This is a genomic window from Flavobacterium sp. TAB 87 (assembly GCF_001529295.1).
Classification (GTDB): Bacteria; Bacteroidota; Bacteroidia; order Flavobacteriales; family Flavobacteriaceae; genus Flavobacterium.
In genome coordinates this window covers 187,648-207,197 of sequence record NZ_LLWK01000036.1, presented here as the reverse complement: position 1 = coordinate 207,197, position 19,550 = coordinate 187,648, and the positions used below count along the sequence as shown (strand labels likewise).

Annotated in this window: 13 protein-coding genes and 3 tRNA genes; 11 read left to right on the top strand and 5 right to left on the bottom strand. The window is 33.6% G+C overall.

What is annotated here, in order from left to right:
* Nucleotides 1-76 precede the first annotated feature (76 nt).
* Nucleotides 77-1,732: a M1 family metallopeptidase gene (locus tag AP058_RS08905; protein WP_066309384.1), complete on the top strand. Its 1,656-nt coding sequence runs from the start codon at nt 77-79 to the stop codon at nt 1,730-1,732.
* 281 nt (nt 1,733-2,013) lie between these two features.
* Here the strand turns inward: AP058_RS08905 and AP058_RS08900 are convergent, their stop codons facing one another.
* Nucleotides 2,014-3,267 (bottom strand): OmpA family protein, encoded by a 1,254-nt coding sequence (locus AP058_RS08900; protein WP_066309607.1) that lies wholly within the window; start codon nt 3,265-3,267, stop codon nt 2,014-2,016.
* A 607-nt stretch (nt 3,268-3,874) separates the two neighbouring features.
* On the opposite strand from AP058_RS08900, the gene AP058_RS08895 reads away from it, so the two are divergent.
* Nucleotides 3,875-4,915, top strand: coding sequence for an agmatine/peptidylarginine deiminase (locus AP058_RS08895; protein WP_066309381.1), 1,041 nt, complete (start codon nt 3,875-3,877; stop codon nt 4,913-4,915).
* Between the two features lie 77 nt (nt 4,916-4,992).
* Here AP058_RS08895 and AP058_RS08890 read toward each other — a convergent pair whose 3' ends face one another.
* The 3 genes from AP058_RS08890 to AP058_RS08880 form a co-directional block, all read right to left on the bottom strand.
* Complete coding sequence (locus tag AP058_RS08890; protein WP_066309375.1) at nt 4,993-6,264, bottom strand: DUF2130 domain-containing protein; 1,272 nt, start codon at nt 6,262-6,264, stop codon at nt 4,993-4,995.
* A gap of 244 nt (nt 6,265-6,508) precedes the next feature.
* On the bottom strand, nt 6,509-7,270 hold the full coding sequence (locus AP058_RS08885; protein WP_066309373.1) for a C40 family peptidase: 762 nt from the start codon (nt 7,268-7,270) through the stop codon (nt 6,509-6,511).
* Between the two features lie 66 nt (nt 7,271-7,336).
* Nucleotides 7,337-8,515: an acetyl-CoA C-acyltransferase gene (locus AP058_RS08880; protein ID WP_066309371.1), complete on the bottom strand. Its 1,179-nt coding sequence runs from the start codon at nt 8,513-8,515 to the stop codon at nt 7,337-7,339.
* Between the two features lie 239 nt (nt 8,516-8,754).
* Between AP058_RS08880 and AP058_RS08875 the strand changes: the two genes are divergently transcribed.
* From AP058_RS08875 to AP058_RS08865, 3 genes are all read left to right on the top strand, one after another.
* A tRNA-Ser gene (locus AP058_RS08875) sits at nt 8,755-8,841 on the top strand.
* A 19-nt stretch (nt 8,842-8,860) separates the two neighbouring features.
* A tRNA-Pro gene (locus AP058_RS08870) sits at nt 8,861-8,935 on the top strand.
* Nucleotides 8,936-8,975: 40 nt separating this feature from the next.
* A tRNA-Arg gene (locus AP058_RS08865) sits at nt 8,976-9,049 on the top strand.
* Nucleotides 9,050-9,472: 423 nt separating this feature from the next.
* Here AP058_RS08865 and AP058_RS08860 read toward each other — a convergent pair.
* On the bottom strand, nt 9,473-11,017 hold the full coding sequence (locus tag AP058_RS08860) for a hypothetical protein (RefSeq protein WP_066309367.1): 1,545 nt from the start codon (nt 11,015-11,017) through the stop codon (nt 9,473-9,475).
* 155 nt (nt 11,018-11,172) lie between these two features.
* Between AP058_RS08860 and AP058_RS08855 the strand changes: the two genes are divergently transcribed.
* From AP058_RS08855 to ilvC, 6 genes are all read left to right on the top strand, one after another.
* The gene (locus AP058_RS08855; RefSeq protein WP_082706621.1) at nt 11,173-12,339 is read left to right on the top strand and encodes a 2-isopropylmalate synthase; all 1,167 of its coding nucleotides are present in this window, start codon (nt 11,173-11,175) and stop codon (nt 12,337-12,339) included.
* A gap of 23 nt (nt 12,340-12,362) precedes the next feature.
* Nucleotides 12,363-13,481, top strand: coding sequence for a 3-isopropylmalate dehydrogenase (leuB, locus tag AP058_RS08850; protein ID WP_066309364.1), 1,119 nt, complete (start codon nt 12,363-12,365; stop codon nt 13,479-13,481).
* 273 nt (nt 13,482-13,754) lie between these two features.
* On the top strand, nt 13,755-15,428 hold the full coding sequence (gene ilvD / locus AP058_RS08845; RefSeq protein ID WP_066309606.1) for a dihydroxy-acid dehydratase: 1,674 nt from the start codon (nt 13,755-13,757) through the stop codon (nt 15,426-15,428).
* 70 nt (nt 15,429-15,498) lie between these two features.
* A complete protein-coding gene (gene ilvB / locus AP058_RS08840; RefSeq protein WP_066309362.1) occupies nt 15,499-17,196 on the top strand; it encodes a biosynthetic-type acetolactate synthase large subunit in 1,698 nt (565 codons plus the stop codon).
* A gap of 5 nt (nt 17,197-17,201) precedes the next feature.
* Nucleotides 17,202-17,729 carry an acetolactate synthase small subunit gene (gene ilvN, locus AP058_RS08835; RefSeq protein ID WP_066309360.1) on the top strand — a complete coding sequence of 176 codons (528 nt, stop codon included), beginning with the start codon at nt 17,202-17,204 and terminating at the stop codon, nt 17,727-17,729.
* Between the two features lie 39 nt (nt 17,730-17,768).
* Entirely contained in the window at nt 17,769-19,238 is a 1,470-nt protein-coding gene (ilvC, locus tag AP058_RS08830) for a ketol-acid reductoisomerase (protein ID WP_066309358.1), read from the top strand.
* Nucleotides 19,239-19,550 lie beyond the last annotated feature (312 nt).

The window sequence follows — 19,550 nt, the reverse complement described above, 5'->3', positions numbered from 1 at the left end:
CTTTTACTTTGATTGGTTACATTTGTCTCAAATTTTAGCAGCATTCACTGCTAGCCATTTAATAATATAAAATTTTATGAAACAATACATAGCTTCTTTAATTGTCGCATTTTGCGCTGTCGACGTTGCCAATGCGCAGGGTCTTTTGGATAAAGCTCCAACTCAATTTACACATCAAGATACTTTACGTGGCAGTATTACACCCGAAAGAGTTTGGTGGGATTTAAAATACTATCATTTAAATGTAAAAGTAAATCCAAAGGACAGTACAATTGTAGGCTCCAATAAGATACGATATACTGTTTTGAAGGAATATAAAACAATGCAAATCGATTTACAGGAGCCAATGCATATTGATAAAGTAGTTCAGGATGGAAAAGAATTAACTTTTAAAAGAGATGGAAATGCTTTTTTTATCGATTTAAAAGCAAGTCAAATTATAGGACAGTCCAAAGAACTTACTGTGTTTTTTGGCGGAAAGCCGAAGGTAGCCGTTCGCCCGCCTTGGGATGGTGGAATTACATGGAGAAAAGATGCTAATGGTCTTGATTTTATTGCATCCTCCTGTCAAGGTTTGGGGGCTAGCGTTTGGTGGCCCAACAAAGACCATATGTACGATGAAGTAGAGAAGATGTTGATTAGTGTGAACGTACCTGGTAATTTAACGAATGTTTCAAACGGTCGATTACAAAGTGTGAAAAAAGAAAAAGATGGTACAAGAACCTTCAACTGGTATGTTTCTAATCCTATTAATAATTACGGAGTAAATATAAACGTCGGTGATTATGTGAATTTTTCGGAAAAGTACAAAGGAGAAAAAGGCAATTTGGACTGCAGTTATTATGTTTTAAGAGATAATGTAGGAAAAGCGAAAGAACAATTTAAGGACGTACCGAGAATGATTGAAGCTTTTGAGCATTGGTTTGGTCCTTATCCATTTTATGAAGACAGCTATAAATTGGTTGAAGCTCCTTACTTGGGCATGGAACACCAAAGCTCTGTTACTTATGGTAATGGTTTTAAAAACGGTTATTTAGGTCGTGACTTAAGCTATTCTGGCTGGGGATTAAAGTTTGACTTTATTATAATTCACGAATCAGGACACGAATGGTTTGCTAATAATATTACATACAAAGATATCGCTGACATGTGGATTCATGAAAGCTTTACCAATTATGGCGAGAGTCTTTTTGTAGAGTACTTTTATGGAAAAAAAGCAGGATATGAATATGTACGTGGAGTTAGAAAGAATATTGCCAACGACATTCCAATTATTGGAAAGTACAATGTCAACAGTGAAGGTTCAGGCGATATGTATTATAAAGGAGCGAATATGTTGCACACTTTGCGACAGTTGGTTAACGACGACGAAAAATGGCGTTCTATTTTACGGGGTTTAAACAATACTTTTTATCATCAGACGGTTACGACTGAGCAAATTGAAAAATATCTTAGTATTCAAAGCGGTATAGAATTGCAAAATTTTTTCGATCAGTACTTGCGAACTACGATGGTGCCAACTTTAGAATATTATTTTACCGAAAATCACTTGAGTTACCGCTGGATTAATTGTGTTACAGGTTTTAATATGTCTGTAAAGATTAACTTGAATGGAGTAGAAGCGCTGTTACATCCGACCACAGAAATACAAGATTTAAAAACTACAACTTATCAAAATAATTTAGTTATCGATGAGAATTTTTATGTAGCTGCAATGGATCTTTCAAAATAACATAAAGACTACCTATTTAAAAACCAGTCTAGAGACTGGTTTTTTTTTTATTAAAAAATAATTACAATTTTTTCATAGAATAGAACGCCATAGAAAGCTGTTTATTTTACTGCTGCAATAATTACATTACTTTGCAGATTGTAATAAAAGTTTAATAACTATGCTACTATTTTTATTCCTGACTATGTACAAAAAAAATGGGTTCGACTTTAATTAAAAAGTCAAACCCAAATTTTTTAAAGTGACACTATGTTTAAGACAGTATCAGTATTTCGATTGTATTATTTTACTTTAAAAGTAACTCTTCTTACAATTTGTCTAGCTTCTGCTGAGTTTTTGTTTACTGAAGAATCTTCACCGTTAGCAATAACGTTTAATCTTGAAGCATCAATTCCTGCACTTGTAACTACATTTTTAACCGCTTCTGCTCTTCTTAGAGACAATTGTTGGTTATAATCAGAGTTTCCAATTTCGTCAGAGTATCCAATGATGTCTGCAGATTTAGAAGGATTGTTTTTCATATATTTTACTAAGAAATCAACACCTGATAATGAAGCATTTGTTGGTTTTGACGAATTAAAGTCAAAATATACATTTACATAACCATCATTAATTAATTGCTCTACAGTTCCATTTGTAGCAACACTACCTTTTTGACCGTAAGTTGCTTCTAAATAGCTTTCTAATTCGTCTGGAACACCGTTTTGATTAGTATCAATAGCTTGTCCTTTAGTATTAACAGCAACTCCAGCAATAGTGTTTGGCTCTAAATCATATAGATCAGCAACACCATCTTTATCAGAATCAACAAGACCTGTTTCGATCAAACCTACTCTATATTCTAATTCACTAGTTTTATCTTCTATGAACCAATCTGCATGTTTCTCGTTTTTACCTAAGTAAAATGTTAAACCAACAGAACCGTTCAATAAAACTCCGTCAAAAGAACTAGAAGTTGTTTGTCCCATTCCGTCAAAATTGTTTTGTTGTTGACCGTGAACGATTCCAGTAATGTCTCCTGTTAAAACAACACTGTTGCTTAATTTGATTTGACCTGTCATTCCCATTATTCCATGGCTCATGTAGTCTTTTCCATTAAAACCATTTTCTGATTGTAATTGAGATACTCCAAATCCACCGTGAGCTAATAAACCTAATGTATTAGTCCATGTTTCAAAATCTAAAACTCTACCTAAGTTTACAACCCCTTGTAAACTTGTTCTCATGTATTTTGAGTCGAAAGAAGCAGTATTGTCTCTTTCTTGAAATTCATCATATCCAAAGTCTAATTTTAAACCTACTTTTGGATTAAACATATATCTAACACCTAAATCTGCATGAAAAGGGCTAAGTGTTGAAGTTGAGTAACCAGGAGTCATTGCTCTAGTTGGTTTGTTTAAACCACCATTAAGTTCGATAGACCATCTGTCGTACGATTTTTCTGGAGCCATGTTAATTGCAACCGGTGTAGCTTCTTGCGCATTAGCCGCAAAAGACATAAATATAATTGATAATGATGCTAACTGTTTTTTCATGATATTAATTTTAATTTGATTTTTGTAAGTGTTTCTGTTTTTAAAATGTTTGACAAATATAGGCAATGAGTTCAATTGATAGTTGTATATCTGATTACATAATTCCCATGTTTACGGGACTTCAGTGTTAATCTTATCGTAATTTTAACAATATTTTACTTTGTTTTTTACTCTTTTAATTTATGTAATTGGTTTTATATTAGTAGGGTACGAGCTAATTAGACTAATAATAAACAAGATTTGTTGTTAATCGAAATTGTTAAAAACTGATTTTTACTTTAACAAAAAATAATACAATTTTTTTTAATTTGTAGGTTTAAACTTATTATAAAATAAAGGTTTTTAAACGCAAAATCAGAGATTTTATTGTTGCGATTTTGCTTTTTTTCAAATGTAGTCTTGAAATCGACCATAGAGTACAGTATAAAACGCAATTACAACAGTCCTTTCCAATTTTATTGTAATTTTTCTAAATTAGATTTTTTTTACAGCTATTCCTTTTGCTTTTATTAACTTAACATAAGTATAAAAGATGACCTATCGTTATCGCTTTTAAATCTCATACGAATGCATATCTTTGTACACTTTATAATTTTATCACCTATATATGACATCAAATACAAGAAGGTTTCCGGCAGAGTGGGAAAAACAACAAGGAATCGTTTTATGTTTTCCTTATAATGGTACCGATTGGCCAGGAAAATACGAGGCGGTACAGTGGGCTTTTGTAGAGTTTATAAAAAAGGTTGCGAGTTATGAAACGGTATTTTTGGTTGTTGTCGATCAAAAGCAACAAGATAAAGTAACTGATATGTTAGAAAGAGCGCATGTAGCTTTATCAAATGTTGAGTTTGTAATTCATAAAACCAATAGAAGTTGGATGCGTGATTCGGGGCCAATTGTGGTTTACAACGGAAAAGAAAGAGAAGCACTCAATTTTAATTTTAATGGTTGGGCAAAATATAAAAATTATCAGTTGGATAGGGGAGTGCCTTTAAAAATTGCTACACATCTTGATATCCCATTAACGCAAGTTATTTATAAGGGAAAACCAGTTATTGTAGAAGGTGGCGCTATTGATGTAAATGGTAGAGGAACATTATTAACATCGGAAGAATGTTTGATGGATCCAGCAATTCAGGTTCGTAATCCTAATTTTACCAAAGAAGACTACGAAGCAGTTTTTAAAGAATATTTAGGTATAACCAATGTGATATGGTTAGGAGACGGAGTAAAAGGCGACGACACCCACGGGCATATTGACGACTTATGCCGTTTTATAAATGAAGATACCATTGTTACCATTATAGAAACCAACAAAAATGATCCGAATTATGCACCATTGCAAGATAATTTAAAGCGTTTGCAAAATGCAAAGTTAGAAAACGGAAAATCACCTGTAATTGTGACGCTGCCAATGCCAAAACCAATTGAATTTGAGGAATTAATTTTACCAGCGAGTTATGCTAACTTTTTAATTTTGAATAAATGCGTTTTGGTTCCCACTTTCAATGATGCTAATGATAGAGTAGCTCTAAATATTTTAGCAGAATGTTTTCCAGATAGAGAAGTAATCGGGATTAGTGCAGTAGATTTAATATGGGGATTTGGTACCTTACATTGCTTGAGCCAGCAAATTCCAGAATAATAAAATTTTTGAAAACTCATAAAAAAAAACTCTTACTTATTTAAAAGTAAGAGTTTTTTTGTTTTAATTTTTAGCTGTTACTCTAATTCGGGAACCGGTTCATCTTCAATAAAATCCAATTCTAATGCCCGAACGGTTTGCACTGCATTTCCTGCAATACCTCGAATAGAGCCGTACATTCCTAATGTATTACTCACCACTTTTTCAATTTGTTTTTCTCTTTGTTTCCAAATGCGTTGCATTGCTCTTTTTTCAGAATCTAGATCCGATTGCATCTGAGTAAATCCTTCGACAATTCCTTCAATTTGCAAACGAAATTCGTTACTGGTTAAGAAGTCATATAGCATTGCCATTTTATCTCCTTTATTTTCTTGCGCTTGCACTGCTTGACTGACCTGAATTAATGATTGTCGCAAGACATTACTCAAACCTTTAAATTCGTCGTAAGTACAAATCCAAATACCATCGCGCATTCCCATTCGATCCATTCCGCTTGGCATAACTTCGGTGACTAAAACGCCAATGTTTGCTTTTTTATCGCGAATATCATTTTTGAATTTTTCAATCCAAGCTGGTTGAAAGGCTTTGGTTCGTTTACTCTCATAATAAATAGAACCACAATTTTGAAGTTCACGAGTATTTACAATCTGCAAGCAATCGGCGCCATTAGCTCCTTTTTTTATCTCGTCAATACTATCCAAAGGAAAGTTATTCGCCAACCATTCTTCAATTGCAAGCTCCATTATTTCGCCTTGCAGTTGCATTGAACCTTGCTCTTGCTTGCGTTTCATTTCTTCGGTTAACTTTTTCTGTTCTTCAAGCTGCTTTTGTAGTTCCTTAAATTTTAGTTCGTTTTTATCGTCTTCTTGTTTTCTAATTTTTTCGCGTTCTAAAACTAAAGTCAAATTCAGTTGTTTTTCTGCTTCTGCCTGGATTGCATCTTTCATTTCCAACTTTTCACGTTGCAGTTTAGCAATTTCGCCTTCCATTTTATTAAGCTCTCTGATTTTTGCTGATTTTTCCGAAAGTTCTTTTTCCATCAATGACAAAAGGTCTTTATTTTCGTCATTGAGTTTTGTTTTTATTTTTTCGGTAATCTCTTTTTCTGCCAATTTTTTTTCACGCTCTAAGCGTTCTGCAAAAAGTTCGTTTTCATGCTTCTTTTTGGCTTCAAATTCCAATTTAGCTTTTTCAAATTGCTCGTTTTTATGTGCTAATTCTTTGGCTTGAATAGTTGCTTTTTGCTGGTACTCTTTTCGGATACTATCTTCAAGCTGGTGCTTTAAAATATCATTAACATCGATTGTTGTGCCGCAATTAGGACATTGAATTGAAGACTGCTCTGCCATTTTGAAAAAGATTATTTAGTAAAAGAAGGTTTTTGCGCTAAGGTATTTAAAAGATAGTTTAAAAGTGCTAAACTTTTAAAATTGATAAGTTTTGAAGTAGTAGAAATTACTACTTTTAGAACTACTTATTTTTTATTCGACGACGGTCGTATTTATAGGAATAAAAAAATAACATAATCAAGTAGTTAAAAAGTAAAATAGATTCTGATAGTATAAATTGTTAGAATTTCACTTTAAGTCAGAATTAAATTATTTTTTTAATTACTCTTAATTTGTGCGTGTGCTTATTAATTTCCGGATTGTAAATACCTAAATGATCCAAACGGTCAATACGAACTTTACCACTGGCATGAATGATGTAATTATTATCCATTATAATACCCACATGGATAATATTTCCTTCATCATTATCAAAAAAAGCTAAATCACCTGCTTCACTTTCTTCAATAAAACTCAAAGGTTCTCCTTCACGTGCTTGTTGCGAGGCATCGCGCTGTAATTTGTATCCATTTAGCTTGTAAACCATTTGTGTAAAACCAGAACAGTCAATACCAAAAGGTGTTTTTCCGCCCCAAAGATAAGGCGCGTTTAAATACATAAACGCAGTATTAATTAAGTTGCTTTTTGCTTTTATTCCGCTTGTTCGTGTTCCTTCAAATTCAAAATTAGCGGTATTAATTTCACTATTATTTAAAAAAGATAGAGAAGCTCCTAACGGAATGGGTAATAATAAATTATCTGGAGCAGTAATATAGTCAATTAAATCAGCATTTAAAATAATTGATTCTTCACTTAATTGCTTAAAGTTTTCTTCGGAAATAATTTGAAATTGCTTCGAATCTACCCAACCCTCGTAACCATCAAACTGAATTTTTATTCGCGCCCATTGCTTGTCTCGCTCTAAAATTTCTATATGTTCACCAAATAAAAGCTGTGTAATTATTTCGCTTCTATCACTAGGTTCAAATCGTACGGGCACTATGGCAAGGTTGCAAATTCCGAACATTTATGTAATTTATTAGTTAAAAAATTTAGCGCTATGTACATTGTCTACATAACGCTAAAAAGTAATTTAAGCTCTTTCTATGACAATTGCCGAAGCACCACCACCACCATTGCAAATGGCCGCTGCTCCAATTTTTGCGTTATTTTGTTCTAAAACATTTATTAAGGTAACAATAATTCTCGCTCCTGAACATCCAAGTGGATGACCTAAAGAAACTGCTCCACCGTTAACATTAACTTTGTTGTTCTCTAATTCAAGTATTTTTGAATTTGCTAAACCAACTACTGCAAAAGCTTCGTTAAATTCGAAATAATCTACGTCACTAATTGAAATTCCTGCTTTATCCAATGCTTTTGGAAGCGCTTTTGCTGGACTTGTTGTAAACCATTTTGGTTCTTGAGCAGCATCTGCATAGCCATTAATATAGGCTAGTGCTCTTAGGCCTAAAGATTTTGCTTTTTCTTCACTCATTAAAACCAAAGCAGCAGCACCATCATTTATGGTAGACGCATTTGCAGCAGTTACTGTTCCGTCTTTAGTGAATACAGCATTTAATGAAGGTATTTTGTCTAATTTAACATTGGTATATTCTTCGTCTTTTGAAACAATAATTGGTTCTCCACGTCTTTGAGGTACTTCAACAGGTGTAATTTCGTTATCAAATTTACCATCCTCCCAAGCTTTAGCACTTCTCTCGTAAGACTGAATAGCGTAATTATCTTGGTCTTCTCTAGATATTTGATATTCGCTAGCACACATATCAGCGCAAACTCCCATTGCGTTGTTGTCGTAAGCATCTGTTAAGCCATCTTTTTGCATTCCGTCAACCATAGTTGCAGGACCAAACTTTGTTCCGTTACGAAGGTGTAGATAATGCGGAATTTGGCTCATGTTCTCCATTCCCCCGGCAATCACAATTTCGGCATCACCGCAAGCAATCGCTTGAGCGCCTAACATCACTGACTTCATTCCAGAGGCACAAACTTTATTAATAGTAGTACAAGCAACGTTTTCAGACAAACCGGCGTAAATGGCAGCTTGGCGCGCTGGTGCTTGACCAACTCCAGCTTGTACCACATTACCCATGTATACTTCGTCGACTAATTTTGGATCTAATTTTATTTTGTCTAATGCGCCTTTAATGGCAGCAGCTCCTAATTTTGGTGCTGAAACTGTAGATAAACTTCCCATGAAACTTCCGATAGGTGTTCTAACGGCAGAAACGATAACAACTCTTTTGTTCATTTTCTGTGTATTTGATTAGTATAGCAAATTTACTGTTTATTTGTAGATATTCAAATTTTGGAGGTTTCTATTCGATTTTAAAATTTTATTTTAAAATAATATAAATTCTATTCATTTGATAGTGAAGTCTTTTAGATCTAAACTCAAAATAATATAAAAAAAAGCATCAAAATACTTGTCAGTTCTCTAATGATGTCATACCTTTGCCACCGCAAAACAGGACAAGTTTCCTTGAGCTTGGAGAGTTGCCTGAGTGGCCGAAAGGACTTGTTTGCTAAACAAGCGTATGGGAAACTGTACCAAGGGTTCGAATCCCTTACTCTCCGCTTCAAGTTTTTTGCCTTACGGGGTGTAGCGTAGCCCGGTTATCGCGCCTGCTTTGGGAGCAGGAGGCCGCAGGTTCGAATCCTGCCACCCCGACTACAATAATTAGTGGATACTAATTAATATTTGAAATATTGGACGCATAGCTCAGTTGGATAGAGCACCTGCCTTCTAAGCAGGCGGTCGAAGGTTCGAATCCTTCTGCGTTCACTATAATAATTAAGCCTTTACAGAAATGTAAGGGCTTTTTTTATGACTTTTTACGAAAGTTTAAAAAATAATTTTGATCTTTTTTAGATTTTTTCTTCAAAATTTTGGAACAAAAGATAAAAAGTCGCTCTATTTGTTGAAGTTACATCCGTTTTATTGTCTAGGTAATTGTTTTGAGTAAATGATTACTGGCAATTTCCTTAATATCAACGGAAAATTCATAATAATTATCCGTACTAGAGGTAGTACTCTAATTTACGGCGTAGATTAACTGAAATGTAAAATCAGTGGCCAGCTTTAGTTGTTCTGATGAGTAAAAGTGAAGGTGCTAAATTTAAATAGTGAATTGATCCAAAAAAAAAATGATTGTCTAAATTTAATAGACAATCATTTATTTAAAATTGAGTCCTTTAGACTGAAAAATTAGCGGCTATTTAATTTACCTTTTTCTCTAATTATGTCAGCAATTTTACGATTATCTATTTTGCTTTCTAACCACGAAATAATATCTAAGTATAAAAATGCCCGCTTTTCGTAAGTGTTTTTTTCGAGTTCAATAAATCGCTCTCTCATTTTAATGAATTCTTTTTTAATATCACTTGGATAAAAGTTATTCAAGTTCTTTAAAAACTTTATAATTTCTTTTTGAACTTCATGTAAGTCGTTCATCTTTAGTAGAAATTTATACGTATTTTTTAACTGATTTTCTAAGTAGTAATCTTTTCCTAACTCATAATGGACAATTAGACACAATATTCGAGAGAAACACATTAAATCTTCTCTCATCGAAAGATTCTTGTTGTTTATGATTTTCTCCAAATAAAAAATAGACTCATTGTATTTTTCATTTCCAAAATAGATGCAAGCAATTTTATAGTAGAACATCATTTCGTGATGCTCGTCTAAGTGCTCGTTGTGAATTTTAATTTTTTCTAAAATTTCAGGAATCAAATATTCACTTTCTTCGAAAGATGCTTCTAAAATATGAAGATTTAATTTGTTGTTGTATAAATACAGAAAGGACAAAGAAGCGACATTATCATTGACTGGAAATTTTGGATCGTTAATGGTTTCCTCCAGTAAATTCAAGTACTTTTTAAAGTTCGACTTGTATTTTAACATATATAATGATTCCAAAAAGTAATGATTTCCCTTTAAGAAAAACACTGGGTTTTGATAAATCATATTCGGATTGTCATAAAATAAATTCACCCATTTGTAGGCATATTTATAACTAGCCAAAAAATCTTGAACTAAAAAGCTGCGCCACAAATTGGCATTATAAAACCAATATTTCTCTCTAAATCCGAATTTATTCTCGTCAAATTTAGAAATGTGTTTTTGAAAATAATCATCTATATAACGGTATTCTTCGTCATTTTTTACGTAACCTGTTTTTAGCATTATGCCGTACAATTGCAAAGACAAATTCGACAATTTACTAGAAATGGTATTGCGATAATTCAATTCTTTGGCTTGAACTACTAATTCATCAGCTCGTCCTTGAATACTTCGAGTAATATATTGTGATTCAATCAGCTTTTCAAATTCAACAATTTCATAAGCCATGTATTTCTCATCGTGCTCCATAGCTTGTATTTTAGTCTTATCTAAAATTTTCAAACTCTGTCTGTAAAGTCCTTTATTGTATAAGATTCCTGCAAAATCCATCTGCTCGCGCAATTGATATCGAACATTTTGACTTGGTATATTCAATCGGATACTTACTAAAACTTGTTTGTATAAGTATGATTTTAAGTTAGATAGCTGTACTTTTTTTATACTTCCACTTTTTAAAATCAACTTCTCATCATAGTTTTCTGACTTGTCTAAAATGTTAAACAATTCAATAAATTTTGTATTCGAACTTGTTTCTAATCGGCTTGCAAAAATTTTGAATTGTCTTTTTTCAGATTTCGAGAGGGATTTTATCAATACAAATAAAAAATCTTTTTGATGGTTAGCCATTGTAAAATATAATAATGTAAATAACTGATTTTCATTTAGTTATATGATTATAACTAGTCGTATCAACAGTATATTTTGGATTAAATGAATTTCTTACTTGAGTATAAGATTATATGTTTGTTATCAAGATGTGAAATTACATTAAATAAATGAAAATGAATAGAGAGAAAGTTCAAATTTTTGATACCACTTTGAGAGATGGTGAACAGGTCCCTGGATGTAAATTAGATACAAAACAAAAATTAGTAATTGCAGAACGCCTCGACCAAATGGGTGTTGATGTCATTGAAGCTGGTTTTCCTGTTTCTAGTCCTGGTGATTTTTTGTCTGTTTCTGAGATTTGTAAAATTGTAGAAAATGCTACGGTTTGCGGACTAACACGAGCGGTTAAAAATGATATTGATGTTGCAGCAGCAGCTCTTAAACATGCCAAGAGACCGAGAATACATACCGGAATTGGAACTTCAGATTCTCACATCATTCACAAGTTAAACACGACAAGAGAAGATATTATTGCAAGAGCAAAATTTGCTGTTGCTCATGCGAAAACTTATGTGGAAGATGTAGAGTTTTATGCTGAAGATGCTGGACGAACAGATAATGCTTTCTTAGCGCAAGTTTGCGAAGAAGTTATTAAAGCTGGAGCGACAGTTCTTAATATTCCTGATACTACCGGCTACTGTTTACCAGAAGAATACGGTGCAAAAATTAAATACTTAAAAGAAAACGTAAAAGGTATAGAAAATGTAATTATTTCATGTCACTGTCATAATGATTTAGGAATGGCAACTGCTAATTCTATTGCAGGAGCGGTTAATGGTGCAAGACAAATTGAATGTACTATTAATGGTATTGGAGAAAGAGCAGGAAATACGGCTTTGGAAGAAGTGGTGATGATTTTTAAACAACATCCCTATCTTAATTTAGATACCAATATTAATACTCGACAATTGAACGAAATGAGTCGTTTAGTATCAGAAAGTATGGGAATGATGGTGCAGCCTAATAAAGCGATTGTTGGTGCGAATGCTTTTGCGCACAGTTCGGGTATTCACCAAGACGGTGTTATTAAAAACAGAGCGACCTACGAAATTATGGATCCATTAGATGTTGGAGTAAATGAATCGTCCATAATTCTTACCGCTCGTAGTGGTAGAGCAGCTTTGGCTTATCGTGCTAAGAAAGTAGGTTATGAACTTACAAAAGTGCAATTGGACTTAGTTTATATTGAGTTTTTAAAATTTGCAGATATTAAAAAAGAAGTAATCGATGAAGACATTCATCAAATCGTTGAAGCTTGTCGATTGGAAGTTTGCTTGTAAAAGAACTAAAAAAGTAGCACAAAATGGAATTAAAAATTGCAGTTTTAGCAGGAGATGGAGTGGGACCAGAAGTTGTTTTGCAGGCTAAAAAAGCTTTGCATGCAATTGCAGACGTTTTTGAGCATACTTTTATTTTTGAAGATGCGCTCATGGGAGCTGTCGCAATCGAGCGAACAGGAAGCCCATTGCCAGAGCAGACTCTAAATTTATGTTTAAATACCGATGCTGTTTTGCTTGGTGCAATTGGCGATCCTAAATTTGATAACAATCCGTTAGCAAAAGTACGTCCAGAACAAGGATTGTTAAAACTACGGAAATCACTAGGGTTGTTCACAAATATTCGTCCGATCAAACCCTATCGACCATTGCTAAATGCATCTCCTTTAAAAAGAGTTATTATAGAAGGAGTTGATTTTGTAATTTTTAGAGAATTAACGGGTGGTGCTTATTTTGGAGAAAAAAAAATAAACGAGGCGGGAACTTATGCGTCTGATTTATGCGAATATTCAAAAGAAGAAATTACGAGAATAACACATTTGGCCTTTCAGGCGGCTCAGAAAAGACGCAATAAAGTAACATTGGTTGATAAGGCAAATGTTTTAGAAACGTCTAGACTTTGGCGAAGAGTAGTAAAGGAGATTGCTGCACAGTATCCTTCTGTAGACTTAAACTTTCTCTTTATCGATAATGCTGCAATGCAAATTATAGTAAATCCAAAACAGTTCGATGTTATTTTGACAGAAAATTTGTTTGGAGATATTTTGTCGGATGAAGCAAGTGTAATTACAGGTTCAATTGGATTGCTAGCATCGGCATCTTTAGGCGAAAAAAATGCATTGTTTGAACCGGTTCACGGATCGTATTCTAAAGGAAAAGGAAAAAACATTGCGAATCCAATTGCCTCGATTTTATCTGCAGCGATGCTTTTAGAACATTTTGGTTTACAAGACGAAGCAGGCAAAGTATATGAAGCGGTTGAAAAAGCTATAGAATATCAGGTAGTTACTAAAGATTTAAAGCCTGACTCTAACTTTGGAACAAATGATGTAGGAGATTTTGTAGCAAATTATATTTTAAGCAAAGATGATTTGCTTTATTTCAATAATGATAACGTTCATATCGGTCAATCAACAATAGTCTAGTTGATTATGTTAAATATTTAAAAATAATAACAAGAAGAATGTGAAATGTTGATTTTTTATTTTTTTAGGTCTAATGCTTTTTATACATTTGTCCTATCAAAAAGTAAAAATGAAAAATTCAATTATTATTTCTTCTATTATTAATGTCATTGTGATAATCACAACGGATTAGGGAAGCGTATAAATATAATTGAAAAATAATATTATAAACCTTCCAGTAAATTGGAAGGTTTTTTTTATATAAAAAAATTAAAATTACACAAACAAACTATAATGGAATTAAATAAGTACAGCAAAACCATAACGCAAGACGAGACGCAACCCGCTTCTCAAGCCATGTTCTATGGCATTGGATTAACGGAGGAAGATCTTAAAAAAGCGCAGGTAGGAATTGTCAGTATGGGTTACGACGGAAATCCGTGTAACATGCACTTAAACGATTTAGCAAAAGATATAAAGACAGGTGTTTGGAAAGAAGATTTAGTAGGACTAATTTTTAACACGATCGGAGTAAGTGACGGTATTTCAAATGGAAATGATGGAATGCGTTTTTCTTTGGTTTCTCGTGATGTCATTGCAGACTCAATTGAGACGGTAATGGGAGCACAGTGGTACGATGGTTTAATTGCTGTTCCTGGTTGTGATAAAAACATGCCTGGGGCGTTAATAGCTATGGGAAGAGTAAATCGTCCCTCTATTATGGTTTATGGAGGATCGATCCATCCAGGAAAATGGAAAGGAGAGGACTTAAATATTGTTTCTGCTTTTGAAGCTTTAGGAAAAAAATTCAGTAATTCTATTTCTCCAGAAGATTTTAAAGGTGTGATTCAAAATGCTTGTCCGGGTGCAGGTGCATGTGGCGGAATGTATACGGCAAATACAATGTCTTCAGCAATTGAAGCATTAGGAATGAGTTTGCCTTACAGTTCTTCAAATCCAGCTTTAAGTCCAGAAAAAAAACAAGAATGTATTGATGCCGGTAAAGCTATTAAAATATTATTAGAAAAAGATATCAAACCGAGAGACATCATGACTCGTAAAGCATTTGAAAATGCAATCACAATGGTAGCTGTTTTAGGAGGTTCAACTAATGCAGTGATGCATTTGATTGCAATGGCTCATTCTGTTGGTATCGAATTGACGTTGAAAGATTTTCAGGACATTAGTGATAAAACGCCATTACTAGCAGACTTAAAGCCTAGTGGTAAATATTTAATGGAAGATTTACATAATGTAGGTGGTGTTCCTGCAGTAATGAAATATTTATTGAAAGAAGGTTTCTTGCACGGGGAATGTATGACTGTGACAGGTAAGACTATCGCTGAGAATTTAGAGTCAATTCCTGCTTTACATGATGGTCAAGAAGTAATCTTTGAAATTCAGAAAGCATTAAAAGCTACTGGGAATATTCAAATTTTATACGGTAATATAGCTTCAGAAGGTTGTGTAGCTAAAATTAGCGGTAAAGAAGGTGAGTTTTTTGAAGGTACGGCAGTTGTTTATGAAAATGAGAAAGATGTAATTCGAGGAATACAAGCTGGTGAAGTTAAACCAGGAAATGTCGTCATTATTCGATATTGTGGTCCAAAAGGTGGTCCAGGAATGTCTGAAATGTTAAAGCCAACCTCTGCGATTATGGGTGCTGGTTTAGGCAGTACTGTTGCACTAATTACAGACGGGCGTTTCTCTGGAGGTTCTCATGGTTTTGTAGTAGGGCATGTTACACCAGAAGCGTATGAAGGTGGCGGAATTGCATTGATTGAGAATGGAGATTTGATCACAATTGATGCTGTCAAAAACACAATTAATATGAATATTTCTGACGAAGAATTTGCGAACCGTAGAGCTAATTGGAAACAACCAGAATCACCTATCAAACAAGGTGTTTTACTCAAGTACATGCGTTCGGTCTCTAGCGCTTCTGAGGGATGTGTAACTGATAAATAATGTACAGATAACTGAAAAGTAAAAGAATTTTAAAATATTTTTTTTCAGTTTTTTAATAATATTCAAAAGGATGGAAACAACAAGAATATCTGGCGCAGAAGCCGTTATTAAATGTTTATTAGCAGAAGGTGTAGATTTGATATACGGCTACCCAGGTGGAGCTATTATGCCAGTTTACGATGAATTATATAAATTTAGAGATCAACTGCATCACGTTTTAGTGCGTCACGAACAAGGCGCTACGCACGCCGCTCAAGGATATGCAAGAGCTACAGGAAAAGTGGGTGTAGCAATTGCAACGTCGGGACCTGGAGCTACAAATTTAGTGACGGGAATTGCAGATGCACAAATTGACTCGACTCCTTTAGTATGCATAACAGGGCAAGTGGGTAAACACTTACTAGGATCAGATGCATTTCAAGAAACCGATATTATTGGAATTTCTACTCCAGTTACTAAATGGAATTACCAAGTTACAGAAGCTAGTGAAATACCAGAAATTATTGCAAAAGCTTTTTACATTGCACGTTCGGGTAGACCAGGTCCAGTCTTGATTGATATTACAAAAAATGCGCAGTTCGATTTACTTGATTTTAAGTATGAAAAATGCACTAGTATAAGAAGTTACAATCCTGTACCTAAACTTAAAATTGAATCAGTACAGAAAGCAGCAGATATAATCAATTCAGCAAAAAAACCTTTTATTGTTTTCGGACAAGGTGTTATATTGAGCAGAGCAGAAGAAGAGTTGAAAAAGTTAATTGAAAAAACCGGAATTCCAGCGGGATGGACTATTTTAGGATTATCTGCCTTACCAACCGAACATCCTTTGAATGTTGGAATGTTAGGAATGCATGGTAATTATGGACCAAATGTATTGACTAATGAATGCGATGTTCTTATTGCTTTAGGAATGCGTTTTGATGATCGTGTGACAGGAGATTTGAAAACTTATGCTAAACAAGCAAAAGTAATTCATTTTGAAATTGATCCTGCAGAAGTTGATAAAAACGTAAAAACAGAAGTAGCTGTTTTAGCTGATTTAAAAGAGGCATTGACTGCTTTGCTTCCTTTATTGAATGATAACAAACACGAAGATTGGCACAATGAATTTAAAGAGAAAGCTAAAATTGAATTTGAGGCTGTCATCGATGAGGAATTAAAGCCAACTAATGGAAAAGGAATTTCAATGGGTGAAGCTGTTGAAATGATTAACAAACATTCAAAAGGTGATGCCATTATCGTTTCCGATGTAGGTCAACATCAAATGTTTGCTTGTCGTTATGCAAAATTTAATTCAACTAAAAGTAACATTACTTCGGGAGGTTTAGGAACAATGGGATTTGCACTTCCAGCTGCAATTGGAGCGAAGATGGGAATGCCAGAGAGAGAAGTTGTTGCTATTATTGGCGATGGTGGATTTCAAATGAATATTCAAGAATTAGGAACTATTTTTCAATCTAAAGTACCTGTTAAAATAGTTGTTTTAAACAATGAGTTTTTAGGAATGGTGCGTCAATGGCAAGAATTATTCTTTGATTACCGCTATGCTTCAACTGAAATGGTAAATCCAAATTTTGTGGCTATAGCCGAAGGATATTACATTAAAGCAAAGAAAGTTACAAAACGAGAAGAACTAGATGCTGCAGTTGCCGAAATGCTCGCTTCGAAAGATTCGTACTTTTTAGAAATAATGGTAGAAAAAGAAAATAATGTATTTCCAATGATTCCAACAGGAGCCTCAGTTTCTGACATCAGATTAAGATAATAGTTATGGAAGATAATAAAACATTCACCATCTCGGTGTATTCAGAAAATAATGTGGGTTTATTAAATAGAATATCTGGAATATTCTTAAAAAGACACATCAACATATTGAGCTTAAACGTTTCAGAATCGGAAATTGAAAATGTTTCGCGCTTTATTATTGTAGTGGATACTACAGAAAAATGGGTTCGAAATATTGTAGGTCAAATCGAAAAACAAATCGAAGTGATAAAAGCATTTTACCACGTTGATGACGAAACTATTTTCTTAGAAAATGCATTGTTCAAAATAAATTCTAGGTTGGCAGAAAATCAGGATATTAAGGATATTATAGCTAACAGTAATTCGGTAGTTATGACTACAGAGCATGATTTTTTTGTAATTTCAAAAGCTGGAAAGCGTGCGGATATAAATGAGTTACATGCACAATTAAAACCGCATGGTATCATGCAATTTGTTCGTTCGGGTCGAATTTCTGTATCAAAAGAAAAAATGGAAATTTCGCAACTGTTGCAAGAATTCAAACAAAATTAAAAACAAAATAAATTTAAGACTAATAATTAAGAGTAGAAAATGGCAAATTATTTCAACACATTACCGTTACGATTACAATTAGAGCAACTAGGAGTTTGCGAATTCATGGAGCAGTCAGAATTTGCTGATGGAATTACAGCTTTAAAAGGTAAAAAAGTAGTTATCGTAGGTTGTGGTGCTCAAGGTTTAAACCAAGGTTTGAACATGAGAGATTCTGGATTAGACATATCATATGCTTTGCGTCCTGATGCAATTGCAGAAAAAAGAGCTTCATTTAAAAATGCTAGTGAAAACGGATTTAAAGTAGGAACTTACGAAGAGTTAATACCAACTGCCGATTTAGTTTGTAACTTAACGCCAGATAAGCAACATACTGCAGTAGTAACTGCAATTATGCCTTTAATGAAAAAAGGGTCTACATTAGCTTACTCTCACGGTTTTAATATTGTGGAAGAAGGAATGCAAATTCGTAAAGATATTACGGTTATTATGTGTGCACCAAAATGTCCAGGATCTGAGGTTCGTGAAGAATACAAAAGAGGATTTGGAGTTCCAACACTAATCGCTGTTCATCCAGAAAATGATCCAAATAATATTGGTTTAGATCAAGCAAAAGCATACGCCGTAGCAACTGGAGGTCATAAAGCAGGAGTTTTAAGATCATCTTTCGTTGCTGAAGTAAAATCAGATTTAATGGGAGAGCAGACTATTCTTTGTGGTTTGTTACAAACAGGATCTATTTTATGTTTTGATAAAATGATAGAAAAGGGAATTGACGCAGCATATGCTTCAAAATTAATTCAGTACGGATGGGAAACGATTACTGAAGCTCTTAAACACGGAGGCATCACAAACATGATGGACCGTTTGTCTAATCCTGCAAAAATTAAGGCATTCGAAATTGCTGAAGAATTGAAAGACATTATGCGTCCGTTGTTTCAAAAACACCAGGACGATATTATATCTGGAGAATTTTCTAAAAATATGATGATCGACTGGGCAAATGACGATAAAAATTTATTGACTTGGAGAGCTGCTACAGAAGAAACTAATTTTGAAAAAACGGCTCCACAAGAAGCTGCAATTTCAGAACAAGAGTATTTTGATAACGGCCTTTTAATGGTTGCAATGGTTAAAGCAGGAGTTGAATTGGCTTTTGAAACAATGACTGAAGCAGGTATCATTGAGGAATCAGCATATTATGAATCATTACATGAATTACCTTTAATTGCAAATACAATTGCAAGAAAAAAATTATTCGAAATGAATCGTGTCATTTCTGACACTGCAGAATATGGTTGTTATTTATTTGATCATGCTTGTAAACCATTATTAGTTGATTTTATGAAAACAGTTGATACAAATGTAATTGGAAAATCTTTTTCAGTATCAAATAGCGCAGATAATGCAGTTTTAATTGCAGTAAACAAGCAAATTCGTCAGCATCCTATTGAAGAAGTAGGAGAGTGGTTGAGAGAGTCAATGACTGCAATGAAAAAAATTGGTTAATTAAAATTTTGGAATTACCGCACCAAGAGTGTGTCGGAATTTGCAATGTATTCTTTTATATAATATTTTGAATTAGTAAGCACTTATTAAAAATTAAGGATATACTTGTAAATTGCTTTCACTTAACTTCAAAGGGAGTTAAGTGAAGTAATTCCTATTACTATTTAGGTTGTAAAATATAGCTCTAGATTTTGATAAAGTTGCTTCTAATTCTGATGTTTTAAGAATGGAATTTATAAACAGAATTTGGGTTAAACAAAAGAGAAAGAAGGCATGATATAATTATATTATGCCTTTTTTATTTGACATAAA